Source organism: Streptomyces yongxingensis (genome assembly GCF_055597465.1).
Window position 1 is genome coordinate 1,350,569 of record NZ_CM145717.1, and the last position, 17,623, is coordinate 1,368,191.

18 protein-coding genes are annotated in these 17,623 nt (G+C 73.2%); 15 read left to right on the forward strand and 3 right to left on the reverse strand.

The genetic code is table 11. The features are described from left to right. Positions 1 to 5: 5 nt before the first annotated feature. Positions 6 to 2,108, reverse strand: a complete 2,103-nt coding sequence (locus ACZ6TD_RS05635; protein WP_471351288.1) for a sulfatase-like hydrolase/transferase — start codon at positions 2,106 to 2,108, stop codon at positions 6 to 8. Between the two features lie 207 nt (positions 2,109 to 2,315). Here ACZ6TD_RS05635 and ACZ6TD_RS05640 point away from each other — a divergent pair, with 207 nt between their 5' ends. The 3 genes from ACZ6TD_RS05640 to ACZ6TD_RS05650 are packed head-to-tail and all read left to right on the forward strand — an operon-like array spanning position 2,316 to position 3,836. After that, positions 2,316 to 2,687, forward strand: coding sequence for a MerR family transcriptional regulator (locus tag ACZ6TD_RS05640; RefSeq protein WP_471351290.1), 372 nt, complete (start codon positions 2,316 to 2,318; stop codon positions 2,685 to 2,687). A gap of 19 nt (positions 2,688 to 2,706) precedes the next feature. After that, complete coding sequence (locus ACZ6TD_RS05645; protein ID WP_471351292.1) at positions 2,707 to 3,078, forward strand: VOC family protein; 372 nt, start codon at positions 2,707 to 2,709, stop codon at positions 3,076 to 3,078. Then, positions 3,075 to 3,836 carry an aminotransferase class IV gene (locus tag ACZ6TD_RS05650; RefSeq protein ID WP_471351294.1) on the forward strand — a complete coding sequence of 254 codons (762 nt, stop codon included), beginning with the start codon at positions 3,075 to 3,077 and terminating at the stop codon, positions 3,834 to 3,836. The genes ACZ6TD_RS05645 and ACZ6TD_RS05650 overlap by 4 nt, the downstream gene beginning before the upstream one ends. 20 nt (positions 3,837 to 3,856) lie before the next feature. Here the strand turns inward: ACZ6TD_RS05650 and ACZ6TD_RS05655 are convergent, their stop codons facing one another. Further along, positions 3,857 to 4,615 carry a GntR family transcriptional regulator gene (locus tag ACZ6TD_RS05655; RefSeq protein ID WP_471351296.1) on the reverse strand — a complete coding sequence of 253 codons (759 nt, stop codon included), beginning with the start codon at positions 4,613 to 4,615 and terminating at the stop codon, positions 3,857 to 3,859. Between the two features lie 107 nt (positions 4,616 to 4,722). On the opposite strand from ACZ6TD_RS05655, the gene manD reads away from it, so the two are divergent. From manD to ACZ6TD_RS05685, 6 genes are all read left to right on the forward strand, one after another. After that, positions 4,723 to 5,940: a D-mannonate dehydratase ManD gene (gene manD / locus ACZ6TD_RS05660; protein ID WP_471351298.1), complete on the forward strand. Its 1,218-nt coding sequence runs from the start codon at positions 4,723 to 4,725 to the stop codon at positions 5,938 to 5,940. Further along, positions 5,937 to 7,370, forward strand: coding sequence for a mannitol dehydrogenase family protein (locus tag ACZ6TD_RS05665; protein WP_471351299.1), 1,434 nt, complete (start codon positions 5,937 to 5,939; stop codon positions 7,368 to 7,370). The genes manD and ACZ6TD_RS05665 overlap by 4 nt, the downstream gene beginning before the upstream one ends. Positions 7,371 to 7,402: 32 nt before the next feature. Continuing rightward, positions 7,403 to 8,782 (forward strand): MFS transporter, encoded by a 1,380-nt coding sequence (locus ACZ6TD_RS05670; protein ID WP_471351301.1) that lies wholly within the window; start codon positions 7,403 to 7,405, stop codon positions 8,780 to 8,782. Between the two features lie 42 nt (positions 8,783 to 8,824). Beyond that, positions 8,825 to 9,832: an NAD(P)-dependent alcohol dehydrogenase gene (locus ACZ6TD_RS05675; protein WP_471351302.1), complete on the forward strand. Its 1,008-nt coding sequence runs from the start codon at positions 8,825 to 8,827 to the stop codon at positions 9,830 to 9,832. A 94-nt stretch (positions 9,833 to 9,926) separates the two neighbouring features. Next, entirely contained in the window at positions 9,927 to 10,349 is a 423-nt protein-coding gene (locus ACZ6TD_RS05680; protein ID WP_471351303.1) for a YchJ family protein, read from the forward strand. 153 nt (positions 10,350 to 10,502) lie between these two features. Then, entirely contained in the window at positions 10,503 to 14,009 is a 3,507-nt protein-coding gene (locus ACZ6TD_RS05685; protein WP_471351305.1) for a phosphodiester glycosidase family protein, read from the forward strand. An 83-nt stretch (positions 14,010 to 14,092) separates the two neighbouring features. Here ACZ6TD_RS05685 and ACZ6TD_RS05690 read toward each other — a convergent pair whose 3' ends face one another. Next, positions 14,093 to 14,647, reverse strand: coding sequence for a tyrosine-type recombinase/integrase (locus tag ACZ6TD_RS05690; protein WP_471351306.1), 555 nt, complete (start codon positions 14,645 to 14,647; stop codon positions 14,093 to 14,095). 96 nt (positions 14,648 to 14,743) lie between these two features. Between ACZ6TD_RS05690 and ACZ6TD_RS05695 the strand changes: the two genes are divergently transcribed. The 6 genes from ACZ6TD_RS05695 (at position 14,744) to ACZ6TD_RS05720 (ending at position 17,545) form a co-directional block, all read left to right on the forward strand. Continuing rightward, entirely contained in the window at positions 14,744 to 15,247 is a 504-nt protein-coding gene (locus tag ACZ6TD_RS05695) for a metallophosphoesterase family protein (protein WP_471351307.1), read from the forward strand. A gap of 78 nt (positions 15,248 to 15,325) precedes the next feature. Then, positions 15,326 to 15,682, forward strand: coding sequence for an MFS transporter (locus tag ACZ6TD_RS05700; protein WP_471351309.1), 357 nt, complete (start codon positions 15,326 to 15,328; stop codon positions 15,680 to 15,682). Then, a complete protein-coding gene (locus ACZ6TD_RS05705; protein WP_471351310.1) occupies positions 15,670 to 15,870 on the forward strand; it encodes a hypothetical protein in 201 nt (66 codons plus the stop codon). Before ACZ6TD_RS05700 ends, ACZ6TD_RS05705 begins: the two co-directional genes overlap by 13 nt. Then, positions 15,858 to 16,277: a hypothetical protein gene (locus ACZ6TD_RS05710; RefSeq protein WP_471351312.1), complete on the forward strand. Its 420-nt coding sequence runs from the start codon at positions 15,858 to 15,860 to the stop codon at positions 16,275 to 16,277. Before ACZ6TD_RS05705 ends, ACZ6TD_RS05710 begins: the two co-directional genes overlap by 13 nt. 91 nt (positions 16,278 to 16,368) lie before the next feature. Continuing rightward, positions 16,369 to 16,932, forward strand: coding sequence for a DoxX family protein (locus ACZ6TD_RS05715; protein ID WP_471351313.1), 564 nt, complete (start codon positions 16,369 to 16,371; stop codon positions 16,930 to 16,932). A 121-nt stretch (positions 16,933 to 17,053) separates the two neighbouring features. Continuing rightward, positions 17,054 to 17,545: a hypothetical protein gene (locus tag ACZ6TD_RS05720; RefSeq protein ID WP_471351315.1), complete on the forward strand. Its 492-nt coding sequence runs from the start codon at positions 17,054 to 17,056 to the stop codon at positions 17,543 to 17,545. Positions 17,546 to 17,623 lie beyond the last annotated feature (78 nt).

Below are 17,623 nucleotides of genomic sequence, written 5' to 3' on the forward strand. Positions count from 1 at the left end.
GAGGGCTATCGCTTCGCCGAAGGCGACGGCGGGGTCGTCTTCGGCGAGGTTGCCTCGGGCGAGGCCGATGGTGAGGCGGGCGCCGTGCCACCGCCGGGGTTCGGCCCGTAGGCGTCCAGGAAGCGGTCGCGGAAGGAGCTCATCTTCCACACCGGGGCCTTCGCGCCCGGCATCAGACCGTCGTCCCAGCCCCAGTGGGAGATCCGGTCGAGCACCGCCTTGTCGTGCGCGACGATCGCCACCGGCACGTCCCGGCTGGCGTTGTCGCCGCTGACCCGGGCGAGGGGCTGATGGTCGCCGAGGAAGACCAGCACCGTGTTCTTGTTGCCGTACTTCAGCACATAGTCGATGAGGCTGTTCACCGAGTACTGGATGGACCTCCCGTACTCGGTCTTCACCTTCGTGGGGTCGGTGAACACGTCCGCGGGCTTCTTGCCCGCCTTCTGGATGGCCTTGTAGACCGAGCCGTCGCCGACCTGGCTCCAGGGGATCGTCTTGGGGATGGGCGCCCAGGGCTGGTGGCTGGAGGTCAGGATGATCTCCGACATCAGCGGCTTGTCGCGCTTCTTGCCGTGCTCCAGGCGCTGGAACGCCTTCAGGGCGTACTGGTCGGGCATGGTCGACCAGCTGAACTTGGGGCCCTTGTAGCCGAGGTCGCGGGAGTCGTAGACGTGGTCGAGGCCATAGAACTTGCCCTCCGGCCAGCCCTTGGTGACACCCGGCATGATGCCGACGGTCCGCCAGGCGCCGGTGCGCTGGAAGGCGCGGGTGATGGACATGTGGTCGCCCGCGGTGACGGTGCGGTAGCGGTTCTGGTTGTCGATCCACAGCCCGGTGAGGAAGGTCGAGTGGCCCAGCCAGCTGCTGCCGCCGTACGTGGCCGAGGTGAGCCAGCCGCTCTTGGCGGCGAACCCGGCCTTGCTCAGCCGCTTGGTGGCGTTCTTGAGCGTCTTGTCGACACCGGGTGCGATCGCCGGGTCCTCGATGGCCGAGCGGCCGTAGCTCTCGATGAAGGTGAAGATCATGTCCTTGCCGCGCAGCCCGGTCAGCAGCTGGTCGCCGGGGGTGTCGCCATAGGTGTCCACGGCGGCCACCTTGGCGAACTCCCGCTCGTCCTTGAGGGTCTTGCGCACCCGCTCCGCCCGGTCCTGGACCAGCGCGGTGGTGCTCCTGGACGCAAACGGCGCCCCGGCCACCTGTACCCCGAGCGCCGCGCACATCACCCACACGGTGCCGAGCACCAGAGTGGTGCGGGTGGCCACGGCGGTGTTCCGCGCCATGACGTTGCTGACCCGCAGGACGGCGAGCGCCATCAGGACGAGGACGGCGACGGCGAGGACCACGACCCCGATCACGGCGACGGTGGCGGCCGTCTCGCCGAACGAGTCCTTGAGGTACGACTCGGCGTCGTCCAGCAGTATCCAGTCCAGCACCACGTTGAACCCACGGCCGAGGAACTCGTTGAAGCCGATGTCGAGGAGGTTCAGGATGGTCAGCGCCCCGAGGGCCGCCCCGGCGAGCACCGCCACCACCCGCCGCGCCGTCGTCGGCAGCATGAGCAGCAGCGTGGCGCCGAAGATCCCCTCCACCGGGATGCGCATGAAGGCGCTGGGTTCGACGAGGGTGAGTTTGGTCGGCAGGAGGAGGGCGATGAACACGAGGGCGAGGGACAGTCCGGTGGCCGTCCACGCCACCGTTCGTGCCACGAGAGGGTACTTGGCCCGCCATCCCTCGCGGGCGGGGGCCACGTCGGGGGCCGTGCCGGCCAGCGGGCCGGTCACGGTGGTCTCCTCCGGGTCCTCCGCCTCCTCCGCCTCGCCGGACGGCTCCGGGGACTCGTCGTGTCCCGCGGAGGCGCCCGTGTCCGGGGGGACGTCCGCGTTCGCGGCGGCGCCCGTCTCCGTGGCGGTGTCCGTGTCCGCGGAGGCGTCCGTGTCCGCCGCCCGCGCGGGGGCCGTATCCCGCTCCTCCGCGTCATCCCGCCCCTGGGCGGGGACATCCGGCGTGCGCTCAGGTGGACCCTCCGGTGACGGGCCCTCCGTCAGGCCCTCCTCCGTGGTTCCCTTGTCCGTTTCCGACCGCTGGCGAGAGCTCGATTGGCGCGACAACCCGAAGGTCCTTCCCTGCGAAGCCCGGTGGTGGCACGGCGGACCCGGCTCGGGTGGCCGGGCCCGTCGGTTATCCGTACGGCGTGCCGGGGGTCCGCGTTCAATCACCTGGCACTTTTCCCGGCGCCCTCCGCCCCTCGCGAGTGCGCCCGCCCTGACGCTACGCTGCGTGCCTCACACAGATGTGAAGGTGAGGGGGACCCGCATATGCGCATCGGAGAGCTGTCGGAGCGCACCGGCACGCCGCGCCGGCTGCTGCGCTACTACGAGGAGCAGGGACTGATCCTGCCCGACCGCTGCGCGAACGGCTACCGCGCCTACGACGAGCGGCTCGTCGACCGGGTGCTGCAGATCAGGGGCCTGCTCGACGCCGGGCTCCCCACCCGCATCATCAAGCAGATCCTGCCGTGCCTCGACAAGCCCCGGCTCATTCACTTCTCCGATGCCACACCGGAGATGATCGCCACGCTGGAGGACGAGCGGGACCGCATGACCCGGCGCATCGAGTGCCTGACCCGCAACCGGGACGCCATCTCCGAGTATCTTGACGCCGTGCTCGACAACCACACCACCAGCTGAACCACCGGGGGAGCCCACGATGACCGTCCGCCGTGTCGTACCCAACGTCCGGTCCGAAGCGATGCGCGAGAACCGGGAGTTCTACGGTCTCCTGGGCCTCGAGGAGGTGATGAACCTCGGCTGGGTCATGACCCTCGCCGCCCCCACCAACCCCACGGCCCAGATCGGCGTGATGACCGACGACAAAACCGGGCCGGTGGTCCCCGATCTGAGCATCGAGGTGGACGACGTGGACGCGGCCTACGCGGCGATGCGCGACAGCGGCGCCGAGATCGTCCACCCCCTGCGGGACGAGGAGTGGGGCGTCCGCCGCTTCTTCGTCCGCGACCCCAACGGCCGGGTGATCAATGTGCTGACCCACCGCCGGGAGCCCGGGGACGTGGACGGATGAGCTACATCGAGATCAACGGATCGCCCGCCACCGCGGACGCCCTGCGGCTGCCCGCGCTCACCAGCTACGGCCACTTCACGGCCATGCAGATCAGGGACGCCCGGGTCCGCGGCCTCGGCCTCCATCTCGAGCGGCTGCGCTCGGCGACCCGGGAACTGTTCGGCGGCGACCTCGACGACGCGCGCGTACGCGCGGACATCCGGCACGCCCTGGAGGCCGCCGGCGTCCGCGACGCCTCGCTGCGGGTGTATGTCTACTGGCCCGAGGGCGACGAGCGGGCCACTTTGATGGTCACGGTGCGTCCCCCGCAGACGATGGCCACGGAGCCGAAGTCCGTGATGTCGGTCCCCTACGTCCGCGAAATCCCCCACATCAAGCACCTGGGCGGCTTCGGGCAGCACCACTACCTCACCGCCGCGCACCGCGCCGGGCACGACGAGGCCCTCCTGGCTGACCCCCAGGGCGTGGTGGCCGAGGGCGCGATCACCAATATCGCCTTCTGGGACGGCGCGTCCGTGATCTGGCCGGACGCCCCCTCGCTGCTCGGCATCACCATGGCCCTGCTCGCCCCGCGCCTGCCCTCGGCCCGCCGCCGCGTCACCCTCGCCGACCTCTCCTCCTACCGGTCGGCGTTCCTCACCAACTCGCAGGGATTCGCACCGGTGCGGCGGATCGACGAGGTCGAGTACGCGGTCGACGCGGAGCTGATGCGGCGGGTGGGCGCGGCGTACGACGCGGTGGAGTGGGACGCCATCTGAGGATGCCCGGGGGGCCGCCGCTAGCGGTCCCCCCGGGCGGCGGTGCGCCGGGCGCTGTCGCGGCGGGGCCGCAAGGGCGCGTCCTCGTCGCTGAAGAGCTCGGGGTGCCTGACGCGGATCTTCTCCACATCGCTGAAGACCAGCCGCAGATGGGAGCGGAGCGACTCGTCGGCGCGGTCCAGATCGCCCGCCTCCAGCAGGTCGACCACCTCCCGGTGCTGGCCGATGAGCAGGGACATCTGCTGGGTCATCGGCAGTGACAGCCTGCGGGCCCGGTCCAGCTGGGCCTTGGCCTGGCTGACGACCGGCCAGGCCGAGGCGTGTCCGCTCACCGCCATCAGCCGGGCGTGGAACTCCTCGTCCAGCTGGAAGAAGCCCTCCATGTCGGACTGGCGGTCGGCCTCCTCCTGCGCGGTGAGCAGCACCCGCAGCTCCGCCACGTCCCGCGCGGTGGCCTTCTCCACGGCCTCCCGCAGCGCGGCACATTCCAGCGCCTCCCGGATGAACTGGGCGGAGGCCACATCGCGCTCCCGGATGCGCGAGACGAACGTGCCCATCTGGGGATAGATGTCCACCAGCCCCTCGTCGGCGAGCAGGATCAGGGACTCGCGGACCGGGGTGCGGCTCACCCCGAGCTCGGCCGCCAGGTCGTTCTCCGAGACGGCGGAGCCGGGCTCCAGCTCCAGGCCGACGATGCGCGAACGCAGCACCTCATGGACCAGCTGCCGGGTGTTCCGCCCCCGGGAGCGTGCCGCGTGCAATCCCTCCGCCGGTCCCATCCGACCCCTTCCGAACCCTTGACTCCGCTTGCTGACGTACTTGTATGGTAGCCGACCGACAGCCCGGGCTCCACCCCGGGAGCCCGCTCAGTGAGGAGCACCCACGCATGGCCACGATCACGGAGGCCAAGGTCATCGTCACCTCGCCGGGTCGCAATTTCGTGACCCTGAAGGTGACCACCTCCGACGGCGTGACCGGTCTCGGTGACGCGACCCTGAACGGCCGCGAACTCGCGGTCGCCTCCTATCTGGAGGACCACCTCGTACCGCTGCTGATCGGGCGCGACCCCGCCCGTATCGAGGACACCTGGCACTATCTCTACAAGGGGGCCTACTGGCGCCGCGGCCCGGTGACCATGACCGCCATCTCGGCCGTGGACACCGCGCTGTGGGACATCAAGGGCAAGGTCGCGGGCCTTCCGGTGTACGAGCTGCTGGGCGGCAAGGCCCGCGAGGGCGTCCTCGTCTACGGCCACGCCAGCGGCGGCGACATCCCCGAGCTGCTGGACGACGTGGCCCGCTTCCAGGAGATGGGCTACCGCGCGATCCGCGCCCAGGCCGCCGTCCCCGGCTCACCGGGCACCTACGGCATCCGCCACGGCACGGTCGCCACCGTCTACGAGCCCGCCACCGGCGCGCTGCCCGAGGAGCAGCCGTGGTCCACCGAGGCGTACCTGGACTTCGCACCGCGCTACCTGGAGGCGGTCCGCGAGCGGTTCGGCTTCGACTTCCACCTGCTGCACGACGTCCACCACCGGCTCACCCCCACCGAGGCGGGGCGGCTCGGCCGCAGCCTGGAGGAGGTGCGGCTGTTCTGGATGGAGGACCCCACCCCCGCCGAGCTCCAGGAGTCCTTCCGCCAGATCCGCCAGTCCACCACCACCCCGATAGCGGTCGGCGAGGTCTTCAACTCCATCTGGGACTGCCAGCAGCTCATCACCGAGCGGCTCATCGACTACATCCGCGCCTCGGTCGTGCACGCCGGCGGCATCACCCATCTGCGGCGGATCTTCCACCTCGCCGAGCTGTACCAGGTCCGCACCGGTTCGCACGGCGCCACCGACCTGTCCCCGGTGAGCATGTCCGCGGCCGTCCACCTCGATGTCACCGTGCCCAACTTCGGCATCCAGGAGTACATGGCGCACGACCCGCTCACCCACGAGGTGTTCCGGCCCAGCTACGAGCTGATCGACGGCGCGCTGCACCCCCAGGCCGTGCCCGGCCTCGGCATCGAGCTCGACGAGGAGGCGGCCGCCCGCTTCCCGTACGACCCGAAGTACCTCCCGGTGAGCCGCCGTACCGACGGGTCGGTGCACGACTGGTGAGCGCCGACTCCGCGCGGCGCCTGTCGCTTGCCACCCTGCCCCACGTCCCCGCCGAGAGCCGCCCGCGCGTCGACCCGCGGACGCTGCGCCCCCGGATCGTGCACCTGGGCATCGGCGCCTTCCACCGCGCCCACCAGGCCCTCTACACCGAAGGCGCCGAGGCCGCGCACGGCGGCGGCTGGGGCATCGCCGGTGTCACCCAGCGCAGCCGGTCCGTCGTGGACGCGCTGCGCCCACAGGACGGGCTGTACTCGTTCACCGAGCGGCGCCCCGACGGCCCGGCCACCCGCGTGGTCGGCACCGTGACCGAGGTGCTGCACGCCACCGACGACGCCGCCCGGCTCGGCGCGCTCCTCGCCTCCCCCGAGGTCACCGTCGTCACCCTCACCGTCACCGAGAAGGGCTACCGGCGCGCCGCCGCCACCGGCGGACTCGCCCTGGACGACCCGCTGATCCGGGGCGACCTGGCGGGCCGGCCCGCCCCCGCGAGCGTGGCCGGGCAGCTCGCCGCCGGGCTGCGCGCCCGGCTGCGGGCCGGCGGCGCCCCGGTGTCGCTGGTCTCCTGCGACAACATGGCCGACAACGGCGCCGTGCTGCGGCGCCTGGTACGGGAGTTCATCACCGCCACCGCATGGGACGACCGCGACCGCCTGCTGGACTGGATCACCGGCTCGGTCGCCTTCCCCGCCACCGTCGTCGACCGCATCGTCCCCGCCACCACCGACACCGACCGGCGGACCGCCGCCCGCGCCCTGACCGTGGACGACGCGGGCGCGGTCACCGGCGAACCGTTCACCCAGTGGGTGCTCCAGGACATCTTCGCCACCGACCGCCCGCACTGGGAGGCGGCGGGGGTGCGCTTCGTCCCCGATGTGAGCCCCTACCAGCTCGCCAAGCTCCGGCTGCTCAACGGCTCCCACTCGCTCATCGCGTACCTCGGCCTCGCGGACGGATGCGAGACCGTCGCCGACGTCCTGGCCACCCCCTGGGGCGAGGAGACCGTACGCGCCTACTGCGCCGAGGCCGCGCAGAGCCTGCCGCCCACCGAGGGTCTCGACCTCCCCGCCTACATCGACAGCCTGGTGGACCGCTTCGCCAACCCCGCCATGCACCACCGCATCCAGCAGATCGCCATGGACGGATCCCAGAAGATCCCCGAACGGTGGCTCGCCCCGCTGCGCGAACTGCGCGCCGCCGGACGGGACACCCCGCTCCTGGCCGGCGCCCTCGCCGCCTGGGCCCGCCTCACCCGCGACCGCCCCCTGGACGATCCCCGGGCCGAGGAGCTGCGCCGTGCCTGGGACGGCCCGCACACCGAGGCCCCGCGCCGGCTGCTGCGGCTGCTGGGCGCCGAGGACCTCGCGGACGACACCGCCCTCGTCGCCTCCGTACGGGCGGAGCTGAACCCCGGCGCCCCGCCACCGCGCTGACCCCACGCACCACCCTTCAAAGGAGAGCCGCCTTGAAGACCCCCAGAGCCGTCCCCGCCACCGAGCAGCCCTCCCCATCCCAGGACGAGGCCAGCCCTGCGCCACCGCGCCCCCGCGGGCTGCGCCACAACACCCGCTGGCTGATGGTCTTCCTCTGCTTCCTGGGCATGACCGTCAACTACGTCGACCGCGCCACGATCTCCATCTCCCTGCCCTATATGACCGATGACCTGCACATCGGCCCCGAGTGGCAGGGCGTCATCCTCAGCATGTTCTTCGTGACCTACGCGCTGGGCCAACTGCCCGCCGGGGCGCTGATCGACCGCTACGGCGAGAAGCGCATGTTCGCCATCGGCGGGCTGATCTGGTCACTGGTCACCGTGGGCACCGGATTCGTCCGGGGCATCGGCAGCCTGCTCTTCGCCCGCCTCGCCCTCGGCGCGGGCGAGGCCCCCGCGTACCCCTCGTGCGCCAAGTCCGTCTCCCGCTGGTTCCCGGTCCGCGAACGGGCCCTGGCCAACAGCGTCTGGGACAACGGCGCCCGCGCCGGCACCGCCGTCGCCGCCCCCGTCGTCACCGCGCTGATCGCCTGGCAGGGCTGGCGGATGGCGTTCTGGGTCACCGGAGCCGTGGCCCTGCTGTGGGTGGCGCTGTGGCTCAAGGCGTACCGCGAGCCCTCGGCGCGCGGCGGGCTCAGCGCCGAGGAGCGCGCCTACGTCATGGCGGGCGGCGCCCGGCTCGAGGAGAACCCCGCCGAGGAGAAGGCGGCCCCGGAGGAGCCCGCCGTCCGCTGGCGCGACCTGTTCCGCCACCGCACGGTCTGGGGCATGATGATCGGCTTCTTCTGCCTCAACTACGTCATCTACTTCTTCATCACCTGGTTCCCCAGCTACCTCGTCGACGCCCGCGGCTTCGACCTGCTCAAACTGGGCTTCTACGGCGCCCTGCCCGGCATCGTCGCCATCGGCGGCAGCCTGCTCGGCGGCTGGACCAGCGACACCCTGCTGCGCCGCGGCTGGTCGGTGTCCCGGGCCCGCAAGACCTGCCTGGTGTGCGGGATGCTCTTCTCCTCCGTCATCGCCTTCGCCGTGCTCGTCCCCAGCGCCATGTGGGCCCTGGCCCTGCTCTCCGTCAGCTATGCCAGCCTGGCCTTCTCCGCCGCTTCGGTGGCCAGCCTGCCCGCCGACGTCGCACCCACCCCGCGCCATGTCGCCTCGCTCGGCGGCATCCAGAACTTCGCCTCCAACCTCGCCGGAGTGCTCGGCTCGACCACCACCGGTCTGCTGCTGGGCTTCTTCCACCACTCCTTCGTCGCCCCGCTGATGCTGTCCGGCGCGCTGTGCGTCGTCGGCGCCCTCACCTACGGCCTGGTCATCAAGCGCGTCGAACCGCTGCGGCTGACCGCCGCCTGAGCCCCCTCCGCACATCCGTCACGTACCTGGAGAACCACCCCGATGAACGACGCCACCGCCGCGATCCTGCACGGCCCGAAGGAGGTGCGCATCGAGCGGCACCCGATTCCCCAGCCCGCCCCCGGCGAGGTCCTCGTGGAGATCGGCGCGGTCGGGCTGTGCGGCTCCGACCTGCACTACTACGCCCACGGCGAGAACGGCCCCAATGTGCTCCGCTCCCCCACCGCGCTCGGCCACGAGGCGGCCGGAACGGTCGTGGCGGGCGACGGCCCGCTGCCCGCGGGCACCCGGGTCGCGATCGAGCCCGCCATCCCCTGCGGACGCTGCCGCGCCTGCCGCGCGGGCCGCTACAACCAGTGCCCGCACGGCCGCTGCTTCGGCTCCCCGCCCACTCACGGCGCCCTGACCGGACACCTGGCCGTGCCGGCGGAGTTCGCCCATCCCCTCCCCGACGGCTTCCCCCTCGCCTCCGGGGCGCTCGTCGAACCCCTCGCGGTGGCCCTGCACGCGGTGCGCCGCGGCGGCGTCGCGGCCGGGGACCGGGTGCTGGTCACCGGCGCCGGGCCGATCGGCCTGCTGGTCCTGCAGGCCGCCCGCGCGGTGGGGGCGGGCGAGACCGTGGTGACCGACATCAACCCCGGCCGGCTCGCCCACGCCCACCGCCTGGGCGCCGACCGGATCCTGGACACCTCCCGTGAACCGCTGCCCCAGGAGCCGCTGTTCGACATCGCACTCGACTGCTCCGGCATCGAGGCCGCCCTCGCCGCCGCCGCGCACGCGGTACGCCCCGGCGGCACCCTGGTCGCCGTCGGCAACCCGCCCCAGCCCCGGACCACGCTCCCGCTGGCCTGGATGCAGCGCCAGGAGCTCAGCCTGGTCACCGCCTTCCGCTACGCCGGGGAGTTCCCCGCGGCGGTGTCCCTGGCCGCCACCGGACGGGTCGCCCTGGAGTCGCTGATCACCGCGCGCTTCCCGCTGGAACGTTCGGCGGACGCGCTCCAGACGGCGCTCACCGACCCGGCACAACTGAAGGTCGTCATCGAGCCCTGAGCCGCTCGGGCCGCGAGCCGGGGCAGAGCCCCAGCGACCTGAGCAGCCGTGGCACGGCGGCAACCCGTCCGTCCCACCCGTCAAAATGGGGATCATGTCCCGACGTACCCGACGCCCGCAGCAGACCAGCGCCACCCCGGCCACCTGCCCCTGCGGGCTGCCCGCGGCCTATGACGACTGCTGCGGGCGACTGCACCGCGGCCAGGCCCCGGCGACCACCGCCGAACAGCTGATGCGCTCGCGCTACAGCGCCTTCGCCGTCGGGGACCAGGCGTATCTGCTGCGCAGCCGGCACCCCACCACCCGGCCGCCCGGCGCGGACCTCGACCCGGGGCTGCGCTGGGTGCGCCTGGAGATCCTGGGCACCACCGGGGGCAGCGCGTTCCACACCACCGGCACCGTCGAGTTCCGCGCCCACTACACCCAGGGCGGCCGCGCGGGCTCGCTCCACGAGAACAGCCGCTTCGTACGCCACGAGGGCGCCTGGGTCTATCTCGACGGTGTGACCGGGGACTGACCCCACCCCGCGTCAGCGATCACGGTCCGCACCGACTTGGTCATTTGTTTCCCGTGTCGTCGCCGACGCCTTCTGGTGCCCGGTCAACTCCGGGGCGATGCTGGGGCGCTGTGCGTGTGAACCACGCGTGCCCCCCGGCTCCATGGAGTTGCCGTGCCCCCTGTCGCGTGTTCCAGACCACTGGCGGCCCTGGCCGCGGTGTCCGCCCTCGTACTGGGCGCCGCCGGCCAGGCCACCGCCGACAACACCCCCGCCCCGGCGCCCGAACCCGCTCCCAGGTCGTCCTCGGAGATGCTGCGTCCGGTCGCGCCCCCGGCCGCCAGCGGTGCGACCGGCACCCGGTCCGTGGCCGACGGCGACGGGGTGCAGACCGCCCGCTCCTCCCGGCCGGTCGCCCCCGGGGTGCGGCTGACCTCGTACGACCGGCTGGAGTCGGACAAATGGCTGCGAGTGGACTCGCTGTCGGTGGACCTGGCCGGCGGCACCAAGGTCGACTATCTCCACCCCGACAAGGTCGCGGGGCGCCGGACCGTCTCCCAACTGGCCGCCGAGCACGACCCCGGGCCGGGGCGCCGCACGGTCGCGGCCATCAACGGTGACTTCTTCGACATCAACCAGACCGGCGCCCCCGAGGGGAACGGCATCGGCGACGGCCGCCTCGTCAACTCCGCCTCCGCGGCCGGGCCCGCCCGAGCCGTCGGCATCGGCCCCGCCGACGCCGGCCGCGTCCTCCAGCTCTACTTCGACGGCACCCTGACCCTCCCCGACGGCCCCCACCCCCTCGCGGCGCTCAACGCCGCCAACGTCCCGGCCACCGGGATCGGGGCGTACACCGCCCAGTGGGGCGAGGCGGACCGCGCCCAGACCGTGGACGGCGCACGGCGCACCGCCGAGGTCACGGTCGTGGACGGCAAGGTCACCCAGGCGGCCGGCGCGCCCGGCAAGGGCCCGATCCCGGCCGACGCCACCGTGCTGGTCGGCCGGGACGCCGGGGCCGACACGCTGTCCGAACTGGCCGTCGGCGACGCGGTGTCGATGGAGTACCGGCCCCGCACCGACGGCGGCGACCTGCCCCGCACCGCCCTCGGCGGCCGCGAGCTGCTGGTCGTGGACGGCAAGGCGGTCGGCCACGAGGGCGAGGGCAACAACGCCACGGCGCCGCGCACCGCGGTCGGCTTCTCCCGCGACGGCCGCACCATGCGGATCCTCACCGTGGACGGGCGGCAGGCCGACAGCGGCGGCGTCACCCTCACCGAGCTGGGCCTGATGATGAAGGACGCGGGCGCCTACAGCGCGCTCAACCTCGACGGCGGCGGCTCCTCCACGCTCGTCGCCCGCGAACCCGGCAGCGACACCACCCGGGTCGAGAACAGCCCGTCCGACGGGGCCGAGCGCACCGTCCCCAACGGCCTGGCCCTCACCGCCCCAGACGGCAGCGGCCGCCTCAAGGGCTTCTGGGTGGACACCGCGATGGACCGCGCCTCCGCGCCCACCGCCGATCCGGTCCGGGGCGGCCACCCCGAGCGGGTCTTCCCCGGGCTCACCCGCCGCCTCACCGCCGCCGGTTACGACGAGACGTACGGCCCCGCCGAGGGCGCGCCGCAGTGGCGGACGGCCGACACCCACATCGGCCGGGTCGATGCCGACGGCACCTTCACCGCCCGCCACGGCGGCGACACCACCGTCACCGCCCGGCGCGGCGCCGCCCATGGCGACCTCGGCCTCACCGTCCTGGACCGGCTGGACCGGATCCAGCCCACCAGCCGACTGGTCGGCCTGGCCGACGCCGAGGCCACGGGCCGGTTCGGCGTCGTCGGCCTGGACGCGCACGGCACCAGCGCCCCCATCGAACCGTCCGATGTGCGACTGTCGTACGACCACGCGCTGTTCGACATCGCCCCGGACCCCCGGACCGGCACCTTCGCCGTCACGGCGCGCCACGACCAGGCCGCGGGGCAGGTCAAGGTCGCCGTCGACGGCACCACCACGGTGCTCGCCGTCACCGTCGGCCTGACCGAGCGGCCGGAGGCGGCCTTCGACGACGCCGACCGCTGGACCTTCAGCCAGGCCCGCGCCTCCGGTTCGGCCGAGGCCACGCCCGACGGCCACACCGGCACCGGGCTCAAGCTGGACTACGACTTCACCCAGTCCACGGCCACCCGCGCCGCCTATGTCACCCCGCCCCAGCAGATCGCGGTGGACGGACAGCCGCAGTCCTTCGGGCTGTGGATCAAGGGCGATGGCAAGGGGGCCTGGCCCACCCTGCACCTCAAGGACGCGGCGGGCTCCGACCAGTTGCTCCGCGGGCCGTATGTCACCTGGACCGGATGGCGACATGTCGACTTCGCCGTACCGGCCGGGGTCGCCTATCCGCTGAAGGCCAACCGCTTCTACCTCGCCGAGACCTCCGCCACCCGCCAGTACACCGGCAGCGTGGTCATCGACGACCTCACCGCGCGGGTGCCGCCCTCCGTCGAACTGCCCACGGAGAGCGCGCGCCCCGATCCGCTCGTCTCCACCGCCGCCCGGACGCGGGGACGCGACTGGCGGTTCGCGGTGATGTCCGACGCGCAGTTCGTGGCCCGCGATCCGGACAGCCCGATCGTCGCCCAGGCCCGCCGCACCCTGCGCGAGATCAAGGCGGCCAAGCCCGACTTCCTGGTGATCAACGGCGACTTGGTGGACGAGGGCTCGCCCGCCGACCTGTCCTTCGCCCGCACCGTGCTGAAGGAGGAGCTGGGCGATGAGCTGCCCTGGACTTACGTACCGGGCAACCACGAGGTGATGGGCGGCTCCATCGACAACTTCACCGCCGAATTCGGGCCCGCCCACCGCACGTTCGACCACCGGGGCACCCGCTTCCTCACCCTGGACACCTCACGTCTGGGGCTGCGCGCCGGTGGCTTCGACCAGATCAAGGAGTTGCGCGCCCAGTTGGACGCGGCCGCCGAGGACCCGGACATCGGGTCGGTCATGGTGATCGAGCACGTACCGCCGCGTGACCCCACCCCGCAGCAGGGCAGCCAGCTCGGCGACCGCAAGGAGGCGGCGCTGCTGGAGGGCTGGCTGGCCGACTTCCGTCGCACGACGGGCAAGGGCGCGGGGTTCATCGGCAGCCACGTCGGCACCTTCCACGCCTCCCGGGTGGACGGCGTCCCATACCTGATCAACGGCAACTCGGGCAAGAACCCCGCCACCCCGCCCGGCCAGGGCGGCTTCACCGGCTGGTCGCTGGTCGGCGTGGACCACGTCTCGGCGCGGGAGCGGGCGGCCGCCCGCCACGCACCGTGGCAGGGCGGCCCGGACTGGGTGTCCGTGCAGACCCGCGCCCATGTGGACGGGCTGACCGTCACCGCCCCGGCCGAACTGCGCACCGGGCAGGACGCCGATGTGACCGCGACCGTCCTCCAGGGCGAGGGGACCGCTGCCCGCCGGGTGCCGGTCGGCTTCCCGCTCAGCGCGGACTGGACCGGCTCGCCCAACCTCCACATCGGCGATCCGGACGACGCCGGGCGCCGCGATGTTGCGGCGTACGATCCGGCGACCGGCAGGCTGACCGCGCTGCGCCCGGGAACGGCCACCCTCGCGGTGAGCGTGAACGGCGCCACCGCACAGGCGCGGTTCACCGTCGCCGCGGCGGCCGCGGCGCCGGCGGCCTAGCCGGGCCGGTGGGGGCGGGGCGGCCTGAGCGCCCCGCCCCACCAGGCCCAGGGGCCCCACCAGGCCCAGTCGCCCCGTCGCGCTCAGGTGTCCCAGACACGGCGCACCTGCTCGAAGCGGGTGGGCAGCGGAGGGCGGCGTCCGGCGTACCGGGCGTTCGTGCGGTGGACGAACCGGCGCCAGGAGAGCACCAGACCCTGCCGGGTGATCGGCAGCCCGGCGGCCACGGTCACCCCGTTGTCATGGGTGTGGTGCACCGTCAGCAGCAGCGCGTCCGGCACCGACCCCTCCAGCTCGGCGCAGAGCTCCTGACGCACCCGCAGCCAGCGGCGCAGCACCAGTACGGTGCCGCGGTCCAGGCCGTGCCGGCGCGGGACGCGGTGTTTGCCGTGCTCGATGGTCACCCATCCGGAGTCCAGGTCCAGCGCCGACAGGGTGCAGCGCAGCAGCCCGCCGTACCGGGCGCCGCTGGCCCGCGCCAGGCCCACCACCACGGCGAGCCGTACGGTCTCCGGCTTCGCGCCGTCCTCCATCGCCTGCACCGACAACCGGCGCCAGATCCACTCCGCCTCCGCCGTCGTGACCACCGGCCGTGGATAGCGGTCCCGCGCCGGCTCCTTCGCCGTCCGCGCCACCATGTCCACCCCCTGGGAGCCTCCCGATCGAGCCGCTTGGCACACTATTTCTTCCGCCGATGTGCTCGTCAAGGGACGGGCGGCGGTACGGTCGTCCGTGTGCGCCTTCTGCTGATGTCCGACACCCATCTCCCCCGGCGCGCCAAGGCGCTCCCCGGGGAGCTGCTGGAGCGGCTGCCGGACGCCGATGTGGTGATCCACGCGGGCGACTGGGTCGACCTCGCCACCCTCGATCTGCTCGAGGAGCGCTCGCGGCGGCTGATCGGGGTGTACGGCAACAACGACGGGCCCGAGCTGCGGGCGCGGCTGCCGGAGGTGGCCCAGGCCGAACTGGCCGGTGTGCGGCTGGGCGTGGTGCACGAGACCGGCCAGGCGAAGGGGCGGGAGCGGCGCTGCGCCGAGCGGTTCCCCGACCTTGATGTGCTGGTGTTCGGCCACAGCCACATCCCGTGGGACACCACGGCCGAGGGGCGGCTGCGGCTGCTCAACCCCGGCTCCCCCACCGACCGGCGCCGGCAGCCGTACTGTACGTATCTGACGGCCGCGATCGAGGGCGGGCGGCTGACCGCCGTGGAGCTGCACCGGCTGCCGCCCCGCCGCTGACCGATCGCCGTTCCCCGGGCGTATCGCCGTTCTCCCGGGCGCGACCTGGGGGCGGCGGGAGGCGGCCGCTGGTGGGTGGTGAGCGGGTATCTGCTCGCGGCCGGCTCGCTGATGGCGGGTGCGGGGCGGCTCGGCGATCTGTACGGCCGCCGCCGGTCGCCGGCGGCGGGCCTGGCGGTGTTCGGCGGCGCGTCGCTGGTGTGTGCGCTGGCCCCGTCGCTCCCGGTGCTGGTGGCCGCGCGGGTGGTGCAGGGCGCGGGCGGGGCGGTGGCCATGCCGGCCGGGCTCGCCCTGCTGACGAACGCGTGCCCGCCCGGTTCGCGGGCGCGGGTCATGGGACGGGCGCTGGGCATCGGGGGCGTGGCCACCGTATGCGGGCCGTACGCGGGCGGGGTCCTCACCGAGGCGGTGTCCTGGCGGGCGTGTTCTGGCTGAACGTACCGGTCGCACTGGTCGCCGGGGTGTGCGCGGCACGGGCCGGGGAGTCGCGGGACACCACCGCGCCGCCGTCCGTGGACGTGGCGGGGCTGGTCACGGCCACCGGCGCGCTCGCGGCGCTCGCGGTCCTGGTCGACCGGGGCCGCTGTGGGGCTGGTCCTCGGGCCGCTCGGTGGCGGCCCTGACGCTGGCCGTCGCGCTCGGGTGCGTCTTCGTACGGCATGAGCGGGCGGTGGCGGATCCGCTGGTGGATCTCGCCCTGTTCGGCAACCGGCCCTTTGTGGCTCTCACGGCGGCCGGGGCGGCGGCCAATGCGGCGACCGTGGTCGTCCTGTTCGTCGTGCCCCTGGCGCTCCAGGGGCCGTGGGGGCTGTCGGCCACGGAAGCGGGGGCGGCCTTCCTGGCCCCGGCGGCGGCGATGGCGCTGGCCGGGCCGGTGGCGGGGCGTATTCGCACGGCCGACGCGGCCCTGACGGCGGCCGGGGGCTGCTGTCTGGCCGGGGCCGCGCTCCTGGTCATCACGCTGGTGACACGGACACGGCCCGGTGGCTCCCGCGGAGGCCGCCCCGCCGCCGACGGGCGTCCGGATTGAACCCGGCGCCCCGGTGGAATAAAGAGTACTTAAGGTGCATATCGGATATCGGCTCGGCGATCCGCGCCGAGCCCGACCAGACGAGGGCGCCATGTCTTATTCCCCCTACGAGAACGACTCGGAGAACGCCTCCGCACCCGCCCCGCACTCACCCAGGTCCGCGCCGCACGTGCTGCTCGCCCATGACGTCGGTCTGCTGGTCATCCGGCTCGGCGTCGGGCTGGTCGTCGCCGCGCGCGGCGCACAGCACCTCTTGGGCTGGTGGGGCGGCCTGGGCATCGACAAGACGGCGGTGGCGTTCGCGCATTTCGGCTATCCGGCGCCCAAGGCCATGGCCGTGATCGCCGGAATCGCCGAGACCTTCGGGGGCCTCGGCCTCGCCGTGGGGCTGCTCACCCCGCTCGCCGGTGCGGCCGTCGCGGGCACGATGGCCAACGCGGTGGCCGCCTCCACGCCGCTCGGCTATTTCGGCGGCATGGAATTCCCGGTGCTCATCGGCGTCGGCGCGGCCGGGCTCGCGCTGTCCGGCGCCGGCCGGATCTCCCTCGACGCGTTCCTCCCCCTCCTGCGGTCGCAGCGGCTGATCTACGGCATCGCCCTGCTGGTGCTGGCGGCGATCCTGGCGACGGTGACGATCGTGCTCAGCAAGACCTGACAGCCCTCCGGCGGTCGGGTGAACACGCTGGGCCGGTTCTCCGTATGGCTCTGTGTGCGTCCTGCCCATGGGGACGCGCACCGCCCGCACAGGCCGATACCGAGACCGGAGGCCCCGTTCCATGAATGACCGGTTCATCCCTCCCATCCAGGCGCTGCCGGATGGCGACGCCGAAGTCCGCCTGGTGCTCCATCTGCCCTGGGAAGTGGTCGCCGCCCTGGGCCAGGAGGCCGGCCGGCTGGCGGCCCAGTCACAGCGGCCGGTGAGCCTCGACGAGGCGGTCAGCCACCGGCTGCGCCATGGGACGACCCAGACCATCGGCGTCCACGCCAAACCGGAGCGGGAGCGGAACCAGCCCGCGCCCACCGCGCCCCACACCTCGCCCCCGCTGGCCGCCCGCTCCCCCGGTGAGCAGGCCCGGCAGGCGATCGAGAAGATCAACGGCTCGGCGCATCCGCACAACGGCACCGCGAACGGCTCCGCCGACTCCACGGGCCCGCAGCAGACCGCCGGCGCGCCGGATCCGGCCCCGCCCGACGCCCGGGGCATCCTGGAGCGCCCGACGCGTGCCACCGGAACGGTGAACGGCACGGCGACGGAGATGCCGAGATAACACCGCCCCCGGGCACGGGGAAACGGCTGGAAAGGCCACGGATACGAGGGTGCCGTCCCCATCCGGACGGCACCCTCG

Bases quoted from the DNA above. Each gene is read 5' to 3' on its own strand.
- ACZ6TD_RS05640 (WP_471351290.1), top strand. From the start codon at position 2,316: ATGCGCATCGGAGAGCTGTCGGAGCGCACCGGCACGCCGCGCCGGCTG.
- ACZ6TD_RS05645 (WP_471351292.1), top strand. From the start codon at position 2,707: ATGACCGTCCGCCGTGTCGTACCCAACGTCCGGTCCGAAGCGATGCGC.
- ACZ6TD_RS05650 (WP_471351294.1), top strand. From the start codon at position 3,075: ATGAGCTACATCGAGATCAACGGATCGCCCGCCACCGCGGACGCCCTG.
- ACZ6TD_RS05655 (WP_471351296.1), bottom strand. From the start codon at position 4,615: ATGGGACCGGCGGAGGGATTGCACGCGGCACGCTCCCGGGGGCGGAAC.
- manD (WP_471351298.1), top strand. From the start codon at position 4,723: ATGGCCACGATCACGGAGGCCAAGGTCATCGTCACCTCGCCGGGTCGC.
- ACZ6TD_RS05675 (WP_471351302.1), top strand. From the start codon at position 8,825: ATGAACGACGCCACCGCCGCGATCCTGCACGGCCCGAAGGAGGTGCGC.
- ACZ6TD_RS05680 (WP_471351303.1), top strand. From the start codon at position 9,927: ATGTCCCGACGTACCCGACGCCCGCAGCAGACCAGCGCCACCCCGGCC.
- ACZ6TD_RS05690 (WP_471351306.1), bottom strand. From the start codon at position 14,647: ATGGTGGCGCGGACGGCGAAGGAGCCGGCGCGGGACCGCTATCCACGG.
- ACZ6TD_RS05715 (WP_471351313.1), top strand. From the start codon at position 16,369: ATGTCTTATTCCCCCTACGAGAACGACTCGGAGAACGCCTCCGCACCC.
- ACZ6TD_RS05720 (WP_471351315.1), top strand. From the start codon at position 17,054: ATGAATGACCGGTTCATCCCTCCCATCCAGGCGCTGCCGGATGGCGAC.